Origin of the sequence: Mesobacillus foraminis, assembly GCF_004340465.1 — a bacterium.
Lineage (GTDB): Bacteria > Bacillota > Bacilli > Bacillales > Cytobacillaceae > Mesobacillus_B > Mesobacillus_B foraminis.
In genome coordinates this window covers 1-17,346 of sequence record NZ_SLVV01000006.1, presented here as the reverse complement: position 1 = coordinate 17,346, position 17,346 = coordinate 1, and the positions used below count along the sequence as shown (strand labels likewise).

Sequence of the window (17,346 nt, the reverse complement as noted above, 5' to 3'; positions counted from 1 at the left end):
AACTTCGCTCCACTTAGGGTTAAAACATCATCTCCTTCCTAAATAAAATTTTAGCACACTAACATACTTGTATGGTAGTTTTTTTTCTGAAAATTTTTATTGCCTTTCATATCAGGCTTGCTTTTGGGAATCGTTACCCATTATCTGATAAGCCAATCGGTTGAAGACCAGAAATATTACGTTGATCCCAATCCCTATGAACGTTAGTAAAAAGCATTATCTGCAGCCGCAAAAAAAGAGCATAGATTGAAATCTACACTCTTTTCTACCTTGTACTATTCATTACTATACTGAATCTTATTTTTTCTTCGCAAACTTCGGATAACCTGCCAATATGGCAATGATACCGCAGATTCCAATTAATACAGGGTAATAGGAAAACATCAGTATACTTAACGGGGAAATACCTGCAACCCCAGCTGCAACCAAAATCTGAGCTCCGTAAGGGATTAAGCCTTGAACTGAACAAGAGAATATATCCAGAAGGCTTGCCGATTTCCGAGGATCAATTCCATATTGGTCTGCAATGTTTTTGGCAAGCGGACCGGCAATCAGGATGGCAATCGTATTATTTGCTGTTGATAAATCTGTCAGACCTACGAGTCCGGCAATTCCAAATTCGGCACCTTTCTTTGATTTAATTCTCCTGGTAACCAAGTGGAGCAAAAAGTCGATTCCGCCATTGTATTTGATTACTTCGACCATGCCGGCAATCAATATTGCAAGAAAGGCAATTTCGTACATGCCCGCCATACCCTCTCCAACTTGTTGGATCAATTCCATCAGCTTATAGCTTCCATCAGCTAAACCTGTTAGTCCGGCAAGAATAATCCCTAATGCTAATACGAGGAACACATTTAAACCCATTAGAGCGGTGATGATTACCAGGATATAAGGCAGTATTTTTACCCATTGGTAAGCCTGCTTTGCAATTACAGCATTTTCCCCTAAGGTTAACATCCCCAGAATCACACAGGTGACAATCGCTGCAGGGAGAACAATCCAGAAATTCACCTTAAATTTATCTTTCATCTGTGTGTGTTGTGATCGAACAGCAGTAATTGTCGTATCAGATATAAACGAGAGATTGTCCCCAAACATTGCGCCCCCAATAACGGCTGCCATTGAAAGAGCCATGGAAATATCCGTTTGTTCACTAATTCCTGCACCTATGGGCGCCAAAGCGACAATCGTTCCCATTGAAGTTCCCATCGATAATGAAATAAAACAAGCAATGATAAATATACCGACCATGAGCAAATTTTGCGGCACAACTGAGAGGGCAAGGTTGACGGTAGATTCAACAGCACCCATTCCTTTTGCCACTTGAGAAAAGGCTCCGGCTAAAAGGAAAATTACAACCATCAGCATGATGTTCAAATTCCCGGCGCCCTGGCAAAAAATATCCACTTTTTTTTGAAATGATTCCTTTCTATTCATAGCTAATGCTGCTGCACATGATATTGCAATAGCTACAATGACGGGAAACAGGTAAAAGTCTCCCGTGACTGCACCTGTCCCGATAAACAGGATTAAAAAAACGGCAAATGGCAATAAAGCCCAAGGATTTCCTCTCTTCACTTCTCCCATGATGTACCTCCTAGATGTTTTTGATATTGCGGGAATGCGGCCTGTTCTACTTAAGGCACTCTGCTAAATAAAAACCTCTTCTTTTTTACAAGAAGAGGGCTTATAAAGAATATTATAAAACACTCTTCTTATCCTCCAAGCACCTATGCTTGCTGGATTTGGCACAGCAACTCCAAAGAGCTCCGCTGCCGAGATTTCATCGGGCCAGTCCCTCCATCTCTCTTGATAAGAAGATATTAAGATTTTGGTATTCCAGACACATAAATAATAGACTACAATAAATTCATCATATACGCAACCTAAAAAAGCAGGAACAACTACGGATGGATACCATTACGCTTTTTGTTAAGATCTTACATGATTATGACGTATCAATTAGATAAAACGAACCCTCCCGCTATCCCGCAAGATTTTTTTGAACTGCTGAAAGATACGCTTGCTTCTAGTTTTCTGTTTAATTTATGTACAGGAAGGCTGCTATCTCTTATAATGGTTTGAATAATTAAAATTTCAAACTATTAAATTAATATATTCTTACTTTCAACCCCTGGGAGTGTTAAAAATGAGTAGCCCATTGAAACATACAAAAAATTACCTTTTATTAATCGGAATCATTTTTGTAGCTTTTAATCTAAGACCTGCCATCACTTCAGTCGGTCCGTTGGTAAACTCAATCCGCTTTGACACAGGGATATCAAATGGAGTTGCCGGCTTGCTGACAACAATTCCTTTGATTGCATTTGGACTCGTTTCTCCTTTTGCCCCCCGACTGGCAAAAAAAATTGGCAATGAAATGAGTGTGCTCATTGGATTATTAATTTTAGGAATTGGAATTCTCCTGCGGTCGTCGGGATTATTCGTGACTCTCTTTATTGGAACAGCCCTGGCTGGGGTGGGCATTGCCGTGTGCAACGTCCTCATTCCGGGGATTGTAAAGAAAAGTTTTCCAAATCAAGTAGGACTCACAACCGGGATTTATACATTTTCTATGGCTTTCTGGGCAGGAATGGCCCCTGGGCTCAGTATCCCTCTATCGGAATCTCTTCAGCTTGGCTGGCGTATGTCTCTTGGTGTATGGGCTGTCCTCCTGATGGTCGCTATTTTCTTTTGGGTGCCCCAGTTAACTGGGAATAAGAGACAAAACAAAGATAAGGCGATACCCCAGCCCCGACGTTCTGTTTCCATTTGGTCTTCAGGCATAGCCTGGCAGGTTACCTTTTTTATGGGCTTACAATCGTTAGTCTATTTCAGCATGACGGCCTGGCTTCCAGAAATCCTTCAAAGCCGGGGCTTAAGTGTGAGCACTTCAGGCTGGATGGTTACTCTCATGCAGTTTTCAGGCCTTCCTGCCAATTTTATTATCCCTGTACTTGCTGACCGGCTGCCTAACCAGAAAGGAATTGCATGGGGAATTGGTAGTTGCAGTTTAATCGGTATTCTTGGTTTACTTATTGGCGGAAACACGATTGCGTTAATTGTCAGCATCATCCTGCTGGGAATCGCACTCGGTGCCGCTATCAGCCATTCCTTAACCCTGATCAGTCTGCGAGCAGCTGATCCCATCCAGGCATCGGACCTATCTGGGATGGCCCAGTCAGTGGGTTACCTTTTAGCCGCAGTTGGCCCTTTTTCGCTCGGTTTCCTATTTGACCTATTCCATTCATGGACCTTGCCTTTGATTATGCTGGCCTTAGTCTCTGTTTTATTTACTATTGCTGGAATAGGGGCAGGTCGAAACAAGCATGTCTTTGATAGCGGCCATTCACATCATAAAGATGCTTCATCCACCATGGCATAAATTTCTTTTAGGAAATATATGCGTTAAAATAAGGGAAAACTTGATTGTCGAGGTGAAAGGTGATGTGCGGTCGATTTACTTTAACAGCTGACTTTGAGCAGTTAATAGAACGATTTGAAATTGAATCATTTCATCTGGATGACGAATACGTTCCGAGTTATAATATTGCCCCTTCTCAGTCCGTACTGGCTGTCATCAACAATGGACACATCAATAAAATGGGGTACCTAAAATGGGGCCTAATCCCTTCCTGGGCAAAGGAACCGTCGATAGGCTATAAAATGATCAATGCTCGCGGAGAATCGCTAATGGAAAAACCAAGTTTTAAAAATGCATACCGGAAGAAAAGGTGCCTTGTTATCGCTGATAGTTTTTACGAATGGTCTAGGGTTGGAGGAAAGAAAAAAATCCCAATGAGGATCAAGTTAAAAACGGATGAGGTATTTGCCATGGCCGGGCTGTGGGAACAGTGGAAAACACCAATCGGAGATTCAGTTTTTTCCTGTACAGTAATTACTACTGCCCCTAACCAATTAGTGAGAAATATTCATGACAGAATGCCGGTAATCCTAAGACCCGAAGATGAAAAGGTTTGGCTGGACCCTTCAATTCAGGACCCCCATTTACTGGATCCTTTGTTAAGACCCCTTGACCCAGAATTAATGGATGCCTATGAAGTTGGGCCAGCTGTAAACTCACCGAAAAACAACTCTGCAGAGCTGATTCAAAGGATTTGTTAAACATCCGTCTAAGCAAAAAAGTGCATCCATTTGGAATGCACTTTTTTCTTTTCCTCATTTCCCATATGCTGTCTTAGACCTTGCAGCATCTATAAACAATACGATTGCTGTAATAATATGCATGATCATCCCCACGAACGGAATCCACGCTACAATAGAAGTAATAATACCAAGAATGCTGGCATGCTTATTCTGAAATTCTCTCATGGAAAAAATAAGGGTAACAATGTGTAAAATCAGCATAAGGAACAACGGAGTCCATGCGTAACCAAGAACGATGGCACCGCCCAGTACAGGGATTCCAAGGAAAGCTTCCAAACCGCCTGTAACCCATTTTAGTACAGTTGAAACATTCATGTTGACACCTCCAAACATTACTAAGTATATCTACTCCTTGTAACTAAAAAAAGTTTCAATGTTTTGCAATTTATTTTGACTGAATCCCATAGCCATTTGAAAAATACACTAGCATTTCATATTCATCTTCGTTTAATGGCCGTCCCAGTTCTGTTTCATAGGCATCTGCCATACTGCTTATCCCCCCGTGATGGGCCTCCGTCAGATGTGCTGCCTTTTTTAGTATCTTTATCTCTTCGTCAAATTCTTTTTTTGTTTTTACTTCTTCATGGGACAACACATAAAATTCAGCGTCAAATGTTTCAATTATGTCCAATAGTGTCACAACATTTTTGATTGTATAATTTGTTGCCGGCGCAAAGATATCGGCATATACACAATCTGCAAGGAAAAGTATTTTTTCTTCCTTAATATAAATGATTAATGAGTCTGCTGAATGGTCTCCACCTACATGTTTAACCAGGCATGTCACGCCTCCCAGTTCTATTGCCATTTCACCTTCAAATGAAATCGTAGGCAACTGTATTTTAATGTTGCGTTGCTGACCAAATTCTTCCTTGATTGCAGCTGCACAGAACTCAATTTCCAAACCGTTCTTTACCCTATCTTCCAACGCTTGATCACTCCAGGAATAGGGAAGGAGTTTTTGGATTTCCCGTTTGGTCTCAGAGGTGGATATTGATGGCATATCCAGAGCGGACATGCCAAAGATGTGATCCCAATGCCAATGGGTGATGACCAACAGGCTGGGAGCTCGAAGCTTTCTGATTTGAAGTTCAGATAGAAATGATTTTGCGTGAGCTTCTGAATTACCCGCATCAATCATCAGGGTTCTTTCATTACCAACAACCGCAGCGATTATCGGCCGGTCCGTTAATGAAACAGGGGTCTGGTACCAAAAGCGTTCGTTAATTCTTTTTATTTCTTGCATTACACGTCCTCCAGACATTATGTATACGATGTAACAACATTTTACCTTATCCTGATTTATTTGGTATGGGATTGAATCTTAATTTTTACAGTCAAATATCCTTACTTTCTGGAATGGCCAAATAAAAACAGCACTCTGAACTGTTTATTAAGGGAATCAACTGTTTTTTTAGCAATTATATGTATTATTTTTGTTTATACATGAGAATGCGATGTATTAAAAAACGTGATTGCAACTAAAAAGATTACGGGAAAAAGACCAGCTATAACAGCTGATCCTTTGCATGCCTGGCAGCTTCCTCCTGACTGAGGACCCCCAACTGGACGATGCAACTCTTTTCCTTCTCCGCCCTACATTTTCCGTTCGCTGCCCTTTTCTCTAGAGCGCTCGTTAGGGATAGATACGTGCTGGGGCCGTTTGGGAAAGTTCCTCTTATCCTTGTCTGGACCGTGAAAATCATCCCGATGGTCAAAATGATTCGCTTTTTCTGACATAGTAATACGCACCTCCTAACATTATTCTGTTTGAAAAACGGATAAACATACTGAAAACAATTAATGATCATTTTAGTTTTCAATTGCACATTGATTCTCTAGTAATTATTTTTTGTATAACCCGATTAATACTTATGATTAAACGGATTAAAAGGTATCATGTTGTAATCATTGGCTGCATGACATTCCTGTTTGCCTGACTGGATATCCATAAATCAAAAAAAACTGCAGGATTAAATATGCAGTTAACATTGTTTATTTAATTTGGAAAGTAACCTCCTCCCTATTTTGTCCACTCTTCATCTGTTCCAACTCGAGCTTCATTTTTTCTGTTTCAATGAGGTAATTTTCCTGCTTGATTTTTTCAAGTTCTAGCTGGTCCTTTAACATGTCCCTTTTAATTACAGCCTGTTTTTGGAAGTGACTTGTCATAATGGCGACTATAGGAATTGAAAACACCATGATAACTGCAATGCTACCTGTCATCATTTACCCTCCTTTAATGTCCGTTTTCCAAATTATACTATATTTCTAAGTATACTGACAGTTTTGAAGAGAAGTCCAGCCTAAAAAAAGCAGCACTTTTTAAAAGTGCTGCTGACTGACAAAACCGCTTAAAGTTATCCGGCCCGTCTTTCTAGTTTTACTTCAGCTTTCTTTTTCACTCTGTACATCCCGGTTAGGATTACACCGGCAATTACCACAATTTCGAATCCATACTTGACAATTTCGTTTGTGAAAATATCAGCCAGGAACGCTTCTTTTACTATCATTTTAGAAGCTGTCCAGGCAAGGATTGCTGATCCAAGTGTAATGATGATTGGAAAACGCTCAATCCATTTTATGATCATAGTACTTCCCCACATAACAATTGGAACGGAAATAAGCAAACCTATTACAACTAACAGCATATTCCCATGAGATGCCCCAGCAACGGCAAGGACATTATCCAGTCCCATTAAGGCATCTGCAATAATAACGGTTCTAATGGCAGCCCAGAAGCTTTCCCCAGCTTTTACATCGGAATGATCATTATCGTCTACTAAAAGTTTATAGGCAATCATGACTAAAAGAAGTCCGCCGATTAAGTGCAGTCCAGGTATTTCCAATAGCCACACTACAGCAAGAGTAGCTGCTATCCTAATGACTATTGCTCCTAGGGAACCCCATAAAATTACTTTCTTTTGCTGTTCTTTTGGCAGGTTCCTCGCGGCCAGGCCGATCAGGATTGCATTATCCCCTGCAAGAACTAGATCAATTACTATGATTGATAATAAAGCAGATAAAAACCCAAATTCCAATTAATGTACCTCCCAAAATGATCTAAATCTATTATAGGTTTGTTTTTCTGATTTGGCTAGTAGGATAATATGGATACTACTCTTCCATCGCAAGCGATTTATTAATAGAATAATTGATTGTATTTTACTAGTCGGAAGATCGTGGGACTGATTCCAACCAAAAAAACATAAAAAATGCTGCCTGGCTTCCAGGCAGCAATTCAAAAACAATCACTAAATATGGTCTTCAATCTAACTCCTGTTTGATTTATTGATGAACTGAACTAGGCAACACAGAGCTTCCCATTAAAAAAGCATCCACCTCGCGGGCTACTTCACGGCCTTCATTGATGGCCCAAACAATCAGGCTCTGCCCTCTTCTGGCATCACCTGCAGCAAATACTCCGTCGACATTGGTAGTAAATTTGCCATACGCGGCTTTTACTTTATTATTGGCTGAATGAACACCAAATTGTTTTAATAACGGCTGTTCCGTACCCTCAAAACCAATCGCAATAAAAACATATTGTGCTGGCCATACCTTTTCAGTCCCAGGAACTTCCTCGAAATAATAACGGCCATTTCCGTCCTTTAATTTCTTCATTTGAATGGTATGAAGCTCTTTTACATTTCCGCTCTTATCCTTGACAATCTTTTTAGTCTGAATGGAGTATTGGCGAGGATCTTTTCCAAACTGCATTTGAGCCTCTTCGTATGCATAGTCCAATGTAAATATATTTGGATACGCCGGCCACATATTATCCGAAGTACGTGCTGCCGGAAGCTGAGGATGTTTGCCAAACTGAACCACACTGCGGCATTTTTGGCGAAGGGCAGTTGCCACACAGTCCGCACCAGTATCACCGCCGCCAATGACAATTACATCCTTATCTTTTGTATCGATGTAGTTTCCATCCTGGAAGTTGGAATCCAAAAAACTCTTTGTTGATATTGTTAAGTAATCCATCGCAAAGTGAATGCCATTCGCTTCCCGGCCCTCAATCGCAAGATCCCGCTGTTTCTGTGCACCAGTACATAAGATAACCGCATCATACTTGTTTTTCAGTTCGTCGGCGGTAATATCTTTTCCTACGTCTGTATTTGTAACGAAATCGATTCCTTCCTGAGTCAACAATTTTATCCGGCGCTCAACCACATCTTTTCCCAGTTTCATGTTAGGAATCCCGTACATCAGCAATCCGCCCGGACGGTCCGACCGTTCATATACAGTTACTGAATGGCCTGCTTGATTCAGCTGGTCAGCACTGGCTAAACCAGCTGGGCCTGAACCGATAATGGCGATTTTCTTTCCAGTTCTTTTTGCAGGAATTCTTGGTTTGATCCAGCCATTTTCAAACCCTTTGTCAATGATTGTCCGCTCGATATTCTTAATTGAAACTGCCGGGTCTGAGATTGCGAGAGTACATGAGCCCTCACAGGGAGCGGGACAGACCCGCCCTGTGAATTCCGGGAAATTATTGGTTTTTAATAAGCGTTCGAGCGCCTCTTTCCACTGACCCCGATAAACTAAATCGTTCCATTCAGGAATAAGATTGTGAATCGGACATCCTGTTGTGGTCCCTTGGAGCTCCATCCCCATATGGCAGAAAGGTGTACCACAGTCCATGCAGCGCGCTCCCTGTCTTCTTAAGGCATCATCAGCTAAAGGAGCAGAATATTCATTCCAGTCGTTTGTACGTGTAAGAGGGCTGCGTTCTTTTCCCTTTTCCCGAGTAAATTCCATAAATCCTGTTGCTTTTCCCATCGTTCTGTCCCCTTTCCTACTGTGCTAACGATTCTGGTTGTTCGGACGATTTTACCTTCTGTCCAGCATTTGCCTGAAACGCGTGCATTGTGGCTTCCTCGTCTGTCAGGCCAGCAGCTTTTTGCATGTCAATCTGCTCAACCATCCGCTTATAATCATTCGGAATGACTTTTACAAACTTTCCTGCGACATCTTCCCAGTTTTCCGTAACATAAGTTGCTTTTGCGCTATCGGTATATCTCAAATGATTTTCAACCATAGCTTTTACTGCATTTAATTCAGCCTTATCCCTTATCGTTTCAAATCCGACCATCTCTTGATTGCAAAGACCAATAAATTCGTCCAGGTTATCAGCCAGAACGTATGCAATGCCTCCGGACATTCCTGCTGCAAAGTTTTTCCCCACATCGCCAAGGATGACAACACGTCCTCCAGTCATATATTCACAGCCGTGATCTCCAATTCCTTCAACCACTAAATTTGCGCCGCTGTTGCGGACTGCAAAACGCTCCCCGGCACGCCCGCTGATATAGGCTTCACCACTTGTTGCACCATAAAAGGCAACATTTCCGGCGATTACATTGCCAGCCGAGAATAATTTTGCTGGCTCATGGGCTCTTACAACCAATTTTCCGCCAGATAGACCCTTTCCGATATAGTCATTTGCATCCCCTGTCAATAACATGGTCATTCCTTTTGGAGCAAAGGCCCCAAAGCTCTGTCCGGCTGAACCGATAAATCTCAATGTTATCGTATCTTCAGGCAAACCGGCTTCCCCGTACTGCTTGGAGATTTCACTTCCTACAATTGTGCCAGTTACACGGTTGACGTTCGTGATTCGGAAGGAAGCTTCAACCGGTGTTTTTAATTCGATGGCACCCTGAACTACTGGTAAGATTTGCTGTACATCAAGTGACGCTTCGATTTTATGGTTTTGCGGTGTAGAGAAAGTCCGGGCGCCATCGATCGTATACAGCAAGGTGGCAAGATTTAGATGCTTTGCCTTCCAATGCGATTTTGCACGCTCACTTACCTTCAGGACATCCGCACGTCCCACCATTTCCTCTACACTTCTAAACCCAAGTTCTGCCATAAGTTCCCGCACTTCCTGAGCCACAAATTTCATATAATTCACAATGTAATCTGCTTCACCAGTGAATTTTTTACGCAGTTCTGGATTCTGAGTCGCCACTCCAACAGGACAAGTATCCAGATGGCATGCCCTCATCATGACACAGCCAAGAACGATAAGGGGTGCTGTCGCGAAACCAAATTCCTCGGCTCCAAAAAGCGCCGCCATGACAACATCTTTACCAGTCATCAATTTTCCGTCTGTCTCAAGAACAACACGATCACGCAAGCCATTTAGCATCAATGTCTGATGAGCCTCGGCAAGGCCAAGCTCCCAAGGAAGACCCGTATGCTTTATGCTTGTTTTTGGAGAGGCTCCTGTACCGCCATCGTAGCCACTAATAACAATTACATCTGCTACTCCTTTGGCAACACCCGCTGCTATTGTTCCAACACCAGCTTTAGATACCAGCTTTACGCTAATTCTTGCATTGGTGTTTGCATTTTTTAAATCATGGATTAATTGCGCCAAATCTTCAATCGAATATATATCATGATGCGGAGGTGGTGAAATTAAGCCGACACCCGGTGTTGAACCGCGCACTTCCGCAACCCAAGGGTATACCTTATTCCCTGGAAGCTGTCCGCCTTCACCAGGCTTCGCTCCTTGCGCCATCTTGATTTGCAGTTCATCCGCGTTGACCAGATAATGACTTTTAACTCCAAAGCGACCGGAAGCAATTTGTTTGATTGCACTTCTACGGTTATCGCCGTTTTCATCAATAATATAGCGGTTTGGATTCTCTCCGCCTTCTCCGCTGTTGCTTCTTCCCCCTAAACGGTTCATGGCAATAGCGAGCGTTTCATGGGCTTCTTTACTTAAAGAACCAAATGACATGGCACCTGTTTTGAATCGGCGAACGATGGAATCTACAGATTCTACCTCATCAATAGAAATTGATTTGCGTTTTTCATCAAAGCTGAACAAATTCCGTAAAAAGCCGATTCTTTCCTCATTGGCAGCCTCAGAGAACTGTTTAAACAGACCATAGTCGCCTTTTCTCGTTGCCCATTGAAGAGTATGGATGGTTTTTGGGTTAAATGCATGGTGCTCTCCAGTCTTTCTCCACTGGAAATCACTTCCTGGTTCCAAAGTATCGTCAATGGATCCGGCATATGCACCATCATGAATTATTTTAGACTCCTTGGAAATCGTCTCCAGGTCAATTCCGCCTAATTGAGAAGCAGTGCCGCTAAAATAACGGTTAATCACTTCCGACCCAATCCCGACTGCTTCAAAAATTTGGGCGCCCCGATAACTTTGCACAGTGGAAATCCCCATTTTCGACATTACTTTTACGACGCCTTCAGTGATGCCCTTAATGTATTTATTGACTGCCTCTTCATAAGAAAGGCTGATCTTGCCTTGAGAGACAGCTTGCTTAAATGTAGCAAATGTCAAATACGGGTTGATGGCATCTGCCCCATAGCCAATTAATGCTGCAAAATGATGAACCTCTCTAGCCTCACCTGATTCAACAATGATGCTGGCCTTTGTACGGTTTCCGTTTCGGACAAGATGCTGATGCAGAGCACTTGCCGCAAGCAATGTCGGAATAGCCGCCGCTTCCTGGTTCATGTTTCTGTCTGAAAGGATTAATAGACTGATTCCTTCAGAGATTGCTTCTTCAGCCTCTTCACAAATCCGTTCCAGTCCACCTTCAAGATCTTCAATATATAATGTATGGATTACCTTGCTTTTTACCCCTTCCAAAAGGTTTGATTTTAACAAATCCACTTGCCCATTTGTTAAAACCGGGGTATCCAGCTGAATCCTTCTGCAATTTTCTTCAGTTGGGTGAAGAAGATTTCCTTCTTTGCCCAGATAGGAAACTGTTGATGTGACTATTTCTTCACGAATTGCATCTATTGGCGGGTTCGTTACCTGCGCAAACAATTGCTTAAAGTAATTAAACAAGGATTGTGGACGATCAGATAAAACCGCGAGAGGAATATCATTCCCCATTGAACCAAGCGGATCTTTCCCCTCCGTAACGATTGGGATCAGATACTTGTTTACGTCCTCGTATGTGTAACCAAAAGCCTTTTGGCGGGTTACAATATCTCCAAACTCTTCTTCTTTAATATCAACCTTTAAATCTTTCATTCTGACAAGCTTTTCATAAAGCCATTGCTGGTAAGGGAGTTCGTTTGCCATTTCCAATTTGATTTCTTCATCCGAAATGATGCGTCCTTCCTCCAGATCAATCAGCAGCATCTTGCCAGGGCTTAGACGCTCTTTATACAATACATTATCAGGCTCGACATCAATGACTCCCACTTCAGAAGAGAAGATGATGTAATCATCTTTTGTTACATAATAACGGGCTGGACGCAAACCGTTGCGATCAAGAATGGCCCCGATTTGTTTGCCGTCTGTAAAGGAAATGGCGGTTGGGCCATCCCAGGGTTCCATCAGTGTACTGTGATATTCATAAAACGCACGTTTTTCTTCCGTCATATGCGGATTTTTGGACCAAGGCTCCGGTATAAGCATCATTGCGGCATGTGCCGGCTTCCGGCCAGCAAGAACGAAGAATTCAAGAGCATTGTCCAAAATAGAAGAATCACTACCATCAGTATTCAAAACTGGCAGGAGCTTTTCCAGGTCATCACCAAAAGCTTCTGAAACAAATTGCTTTTCACGGGCCTTCATCCAATTAATGTTCCCTCTTAACGTGTTAATTTCACCATTGTGAATGAGGTATCGGTTTGGATGTGCTCTTTCCCAGCTAGGGAAAGTATTTGTACTGAAACGGGAATGCACCAAAGCAAAAGCTGAAATAAAATCCTCATCTTGCAAATCCAGATAAAACGCATCTACTTGTTCAGGAGTAAGCAGTCCTTTATAGACAATCGTCCTGCTTGACAGACTGGCGAAGTAGAATTGCTTTTCAACAGTTCCTGCCCATAGCTCTGCCTGCTTCCTGATGATGTACAATTTTCTCTCGAATGTTAAATCGTCCTGGATGGACTGTTCTGCTCCAATAAACACCTGACGAACAACGGGAGTCGTTTTTTGGGCGATCTTACCGATTTTTCCGGCATCTACCGGAACCGTTCTCCAGCCAAGCAGGATTTGCCCTTCCTGTTCAATCAGATTGTTGATATGTGCTTCAATTTCTATCCTTTCTTCCTCAACATTGGAGAAAAATATCATCCCCACACCGTAGCGTCCGTTTTCAGGAAGATTCATTTCCGGACAGGACTTTTTAAAAAACCGGTCTGGAATCTGAACCATAAGCCCTGCTCCGTCCCCTGTTTCCGGATCGGCCCCCTGGCCGCCTCGATGGTCTAATTGGCAGAGCATTTGTAGTCCTTTTTTAACAATATCATGTGTTGCGTATCCCTTGATATGAGCGTATAATCCGATTCCACATGCATCATGTTCAAATTCAGGACGGTAGAGACCTTGTGCTTTTGGTATTTGATGATAAGTCATAACTATCTCCCCCGTTTTAATAAAATTCCGATTATTTTTCCTGTTTTCTATTTTAGATTTTATATATAATATAAACAATATATAGTTTGGATCAAATCAATCTCGATTTGAAATGAATGATAGGAGGATAAGAAATGGAGCTGCGTCAATTGCAATATTTTGTGGAAGTAGCCGAAAGGGAACATGTTACAGAGGCAGCTACTCACCTTCATGTAGCCCAATCAGCAGTCTCCCTGCAAATTTCCAAACTTGAGTCAGAGCTTGGGATTACATTGTTTGAAAGAGTAGGCAGAAATGTCAAGCTGACGCCAGTTGGCAAAACATTTTTAATTTATACAAAAAAAGCGCTTAGAGCACTTGATCAGGCAAAACAAATCGTAGAAGAACACTTGAATCCTTCTCAAGGAACAATAAAAGTAGGCTACCCAACGAGTCTGGCCAACCACCTGCTCCCCACGGTCATTTCTGCTTTCAGAGAGAAAAACCCCGACATTGCCTTTCATCTCCGGCAGGGATCCTACTCCTACTTAATTGAAGCAGTAAGATCCGGAGACCTAGACATTGCCTTTCTGGGACCCGTGCCTACTAGAGAAAACGATATTGAGGGTCATATCTTGTTTACAGAAAGATTATCTGCGCTTGTTCCTGCAAACCACCCCTTTGCGGAACGAAAATCATTATCTCTCAGTGATTTACGGAACGACCACTTTGTCCTGTTTCCTAAAGGCTATATCCTGCAAAGAATTGTTGTGGAAGCTTGCAAGCACGCAGGTTTCACCCCTCACATTGCCTCTGAAGGAGAGGATATGGATGCTTTAAAAGGACTTGTATCCGCCGGGATCGGGATAACCCTGCTTCCTGATAGTACCTTTTATGATTCTCTGCCACGCTTCACAGTTAAAATTCCAATCGATGAACCAAGTGTGAAAAGGACCGTCGGGTTAATCGTACCTAAGACAAGGGATCTTGCACCTTCAGATAAGGTTTTCTACCAATTTGTTAAAAACTTTTTCTCCGTACTCGAACAATTTCAATAAAATACATCCTTAAAAAGATGGCGCCCAGTGGGTTCCATCTTTTTATGAGGAAATATAATTTTTTAACCAGCATCCGAAGGTTAATATATGCAGTTGTACTGAAAATTTCCTATATAATAATCCACCTTGTTCGTAAATATCAGCCATTGGAATCTTTTTAAAAATTTAAATAATTGGTATAATTCAACTACAACCAGTTTCTCACAAGCCAAAAATTATTTGGAGGAGGGAGTAAAGTGGAGAAATGCGTTCATCTTATTCCGTATAAATTGGAAGAGCAGCTGGAAATGGTTAATGAAATACCTAAGGGTGTTGAAATTATCCAGGCCCCAGAGATTTGGAGCGAAACGAAAGGTCAAGGCATTACTATAGCAATCCTTGATACGGGCTGTGATACTGATCATCCAGATTTAAAGGACCGTATAATTGGCGGACGCAATTTTACACAGGATGACGGCGGAAAAAGCGAGATCTATGAGGATTATAATGGACACGGTACACATGTTGCAGGAACCATCGCAGCAAGCCTTAATAACACAGGTGTGGCCGGAGTAGCTCCCGAAGCCAATTTGTTGATTTTAAAAGTACTTGGGAAAAATGGGTCAGGCCAGTATGATTGGATTATAAAAGCCATAGACTACGCCATTAGCCAGAAGGTCGATATTATTTCAATGTCCCTGGGCGGCCCGGAAGATGTAAAAGAGCTGCATGATATCATAAAAAAAGCGGTGAATCAAAATATATTGGTTGTATGTGCTGCAGGCAATGAAGGTGATGGTGAAGACAGTACGGATGAACTGGGTTATCCGGGCTGCTATAATGAAGTAATAAGCGTTGGGGCAATTGACCTCGAGCGGCAATCATCCGAATTTACCAATTCCAACAACCAGGTGGATTTAGTGGCACCTGGAGAAAAAATAACATCAACCTACCTCAATGGAACTTATGCATCTCTCAGCGGAACATCAATGGCCACTCCACATGTCTCGGGCGCACTGGCATTATTAAAGGTATTGTCCAATTCAGATTTTGAAAGAGATTTGACGGTGCCGGAATTGTACGCGCAGCTGGTAAAAAGAACGGTACCACTAGGAAACTCCCCAAAAATTGAAGGAAACGGAATGGTTTATTTAACTCTTTTAGACCATGTCAAAAAAGTATTCGATCAAAAAGCCGTTAAAGCCTTAATTAATATTTAAAATGAACAAAAGGAAAGAACAGCTATATGCCAGCTGTTCTTTCTGTCGTTGTTACGTTAATTCATTACTAAAAATTATCCTTTAAAAATGGAAATTTTATGAACTTGAGGAGAAATAATATTTTATTTAAAAAAGGTCTATTATTCCTTTTGTATTTTTTGTATAATTTGAATATTCACATTTCTCTGTGTTGCGTTTTTTAAATTGCAGTACCTACATAAGTATTTAGGAAGTTTGCCTTCCTTATAGTTTGTTATTGGATTTGGACTTCCTGTTAGTGGGTATATGACTTATCAGGAAAGAGTTTTTGATCCGGATTCTCCTTCTGGCTCCTCCTGAAACTCCCAAGCCGGCCTCAGTTTTTTCAATTGACAGCACTGTTGCTATATGGAATACTTGAACTATGGTTCATGTTTATTTATTAATTGTATTTTACACCCCTCTAACCTTTAATCAATAAACATGTTCCCTGTAATAATATATTTACGATTGTAAAATTTCCGATGGAAGGCGGTAAATACGGTATGAAAGCAGAAAATGATGATAAAAATATGATCTCTGTCAATTCGTCCATTTCTCTAAAAGGAATTGTAAAGGCTATATTTAACGACACCATCCATGTTCAAATTGGCGGGAAAATTATTACTTTACCCCTTTCAGACAAAGACTCAAAAAACTTGACTGTTTAGTAAGATTAGACAATCCAGCTTATTTACTTTAAACGATTATAATAGGATTCAATACATGGAGCCCGGCATTTATGCCGGGCTGATTTATGTAGTTTTACACATAATAAAAAAAGCTGTCAAACCTGACAGCTTTTTTTATATGACCCGTACGGGATTCGAACCCGTGTTACCGCCGTGAAAGGGCGGTGTCTTAACCGCTTGACCAACGGGCCGGATGGCTCCGCAGGTAGGATTCGAACCTACGACCGTTCGGTTAACAGCCGAATGCTCTACCACTGAGCTACTGCGGAATAATTTGTTTTTTAATGATGGGCCTAAATGGACTCGAACCATCGACCTCACGCTTATCAGGCGTGCGCTCTAACCAGCTGAGCTATAGGCCCATATGTCTAGCTTCTGCTTTTATGCAATTCATTTTTGGAGCGGGTGATGGGAATCGAACCCACTACATCAGCTTGGAAGGCTGAGGTTTTACCAGTAAACTACACCCGCATGAATAATACATGGGGCGATCGATGGGAATCGAACCCACGAGTGTCGGAGCCACAATCCGATGCGTTAACCACTTCGCCACGACCGCCATGAAAGGTATTTGGCAGGGGTAGTAGGAATCGAACCCACACTGGAGGTTTTGGAGACCTCTGTTCTACCTTTAAACTATACCCCTGTAATGGTGGAGGGGGACGGATTCGAACCGCCGAACCCTGAGGGAGCGGATTTACAGTCCGCCGCGTTTAGCCACTTCGCTACCCCTCCAAAAACTGGCAGCTATACCAATTGTACTATTATACTAGTAATATAATGGCGGTCCGGACGGGACTCGAACCCGCGACCTCCTGCGTGACAGGCAGGCATTCTAACCAACTGAACTACCGGACCAGATTGCGGGGGCA

Annotated in this window: 13 protein-coding genes, 8 tRNA genes and 1 riboswitch; of the genes, 5 read left to right on the top strand and 16 right to left on the bottom strand. The window is 42.0% G+C overall.

The window, feature by feature from the left end:
* Positions 1–297: 297 nt before the first annotated feature.
* Entirely contained in the window at positions 298–1,590 is a 1,293-nt protein-coding gene (locus EV146_RS11215) for a Na+/H+ antiporter NhaC family protein (protein WP_132005941.1), read from the bottom strand.
* 125 nt (positions 1,591–1,715) lie between these two features.
* Positions 1,716–1,822, bottom strand: a riboswitch (SAM riboswitch).
* 330 nt (positions 1,823–2,152) lie between these two features.
* Here EV146_RS11215 and EV146_RS11210 point away from each other — a divergent pair.
* Complete coding sequence (locus EV146_RS11210; RefSeq protein WP_132005938.1) at positions 2,153–3,388, top strand: CynX/NimT family MFS transporter; 1,236 nt, start codon at positions 2,153–2,155, stop codon at positions 3,386–3,388.
* A 62-nt stretch (positions 3,389–3,450) separates the two neighbouring features.
* Entirely contained in the window at positions 3,451–4,128 is a 678-nt protein-coding gene (locus tag EV146_RS11205; RefSeq protein ID WP_132005935.1) for an SOS response-associated peptidase, read from the top strand.
* 54 nt (positions 4,129–4,182) lie between these two features.
* On the opposite strand, the gene EV146_RS11200 is transcribed toward EV146_RS11205, so the two are convergent.
* From EV146_RS11200 to gltB, 7 genes are all read right to left on the bottom strand, one after another.
* Positions 4,183–4,485: a hypothetical protein gene (locus EV146_RS11200; protein WP_132005932.1), complete on the bottom strand. Its 303-nt coding sequence runs from the start codon at positions 4,483–4,485 to the stop codon at positions 4,183–4,185.
* A gap of 70 nt (positions 4,486–4,555) precedes the next feature.
* Positions 4,556–5,416 carry an MBL fold metallo-hydrolase gene (locus EV146_RS11195; RefSeq protein ID WP_132005929.1) on the bottom strand — a complete coding sequence of 287 codons (861 nt, stop codon included), beginning with the start codon at positions 5,414–5,416 and terminating at the stop codon, positions 4,556–4,558.
* Between the two features lie 350 nt (positions 5,417–5,766).
* The gene (locus tag EV146_RS26985; RefSeq protein ID WP_158287073.1) at positions 5,767–5,910 is read right to left on the bottom strand and encodes a hypothetical protein; all 144 of its coding nucleotides are present in this window, start codon (positions 5,908–5,910) and stop codon (positions 5,767–5,769) included.
* Between the two features lie 255 nt (positions 5,911–6,165).
* Complete coding sequence (locus EV146_RS11190) at positions 6,166–6,396, bottom strand: hypothetical protein (protein WP_132006870.1); 231 nt, start codon at positions 6,394–6,396, stop codon at positions 6,166–6,168.
* A gap of 134 nt (positions 6,397–6,530) precedes the next feature.
* Positions 6,531–7,211, bottom strand: coding sequence for a TerC family protein (locus tag EV146_RS11185; RefSeq protein ID WP_132005926.1), 681 nt, complete (start codon positions 7,209–7,211; stop codon positions 6,531–6,533).
* Positions 7,212–7,458: 247 nt separating this feature from the next.
* Positions 7,459–8,955 (bottom strand): glutamate synthase small subunit, encoded by a 1,497-nt coding sequence (gene gltD / locus EV146_RS11180; RefSeq protein WP_132005923.1) that lies wholly within the window; start codon positions 8,953–8,955, stop codon positions 7,459–7,461.
* Positions 8,956–8,971: 16 nt separating this feature from the next.
* Positions 8,972–13,528 (bottom strand): glutamate synthase large subunit, encoded by a 4,557-nt coding sequence (gene gltB, locus EV146_RS11175; protein WP_132005920.1) that lies wholly within the window; start codon positions 13,526–13,528, stop codon positions 8,972–8,974.
* Between the two features lie 134 nt (positions 13,529–13,662).
* On the opposite strand from gltB, the gene gltC reads away from it, so the two are divergent.
* From gltC to EV146_RS27540, 3 genes are all read left to right on the top strand, one after another.
* Complete coding sequence (gltC, locus tag EV146_RS11170; RefSeq protein WP_132005917.1) at positions 13,663–14,565, top strand: glutamate biosynthesis transcriptional regulator GltC; 903 nt, start codon at positions 13,663–13,665, stop codon at positions 14,563–14,565.
* Positions 14,566–14,801: 236 nt separating this feature from the next.
* Entirely contained in the window at positions 14,802–15,764 is a 963-nt protein-coding gene (locus EV146_RS11165; protein ID WP_132005914.1) for a S8 family peptidase, read from the top strand.
* Positions 15,765–16,288: 524 nt separating this feature from the next.
* Complete coding sequence (locus tag EV146_RS27540; protein ID WP_181215858.1) at positions 16,289–16,453, top strand: hypothetical protein; 165 nt, start codon at positions 16,289–16,291, stop codon at positions 16,451–16,453.
* Between the two features lie 140 nt (positions 16,454–16,593).
* Here the strand turns inward: EV146_RS27540 and EV146_RS11160 are convergent.
* The 8 genes from EV146_RS11160 to EV146_RS11125 all read right to left on the bottom strand — a co-directional run bounded on the left by EV146_RS11160 (position 16,594) and on the right by EV146_RS11125 (position 17,332).
* Positions 16,594–16,665 (bottom strand) — tRNA-Glu (locus EV146_RS11160).
* A 3-nt stretch (positions 16,666–16,668) separates the two neighbouring features.
* Positions 16,669–16,743: transfer RNA gene (locus tag EV146_RS11155), tRNA-Asn, on the bottom strand.
* A gap of 19 nt (positions 16,744–16,762) precedes the next feature.
* Positions 16,763–16,836: transfer RNA gene (locus EV146_RS11150), tRNA-Ile, on the bottom strand.
* Between the two features lie 35 nt (positions 16,837–16,871).
* Positions 16,872–16,945: transfer RNA gene (locus tag EV146_RS11145), tRNA-Gly, on the bottom strand.
* Between the two features lie 12 nt (positions 16,946–16,957).
* Positions 16,958–17,033, bottom strand: a tRNA-His gene (locus tag EV146_RS11140).
* A 13-nt stretch (positions 17,034–17,046) separates the two neighbouring features.
* Positions 17,047–17,120: transfer RNA gene (locus tag EV146_RS11135), tRNA-Trp, on the bottom strand.
* Positions 17,121–17,124: 4 nt separating this feature from the next.
* Positions 17,125–17,209, bottom strand: a tRNA-Tyr gene (locus tag EV146_RS11130).
* A 46-nt stretch (positions 17,210–17,255) separates the two neighbouring features.
* Positions 17,256–17,332, bottom strand: a tRNA-Asp gene (locus tag EV146_RS11125).
* Positions 17,333–17,346: the final 14 nt, after the last annotated feature.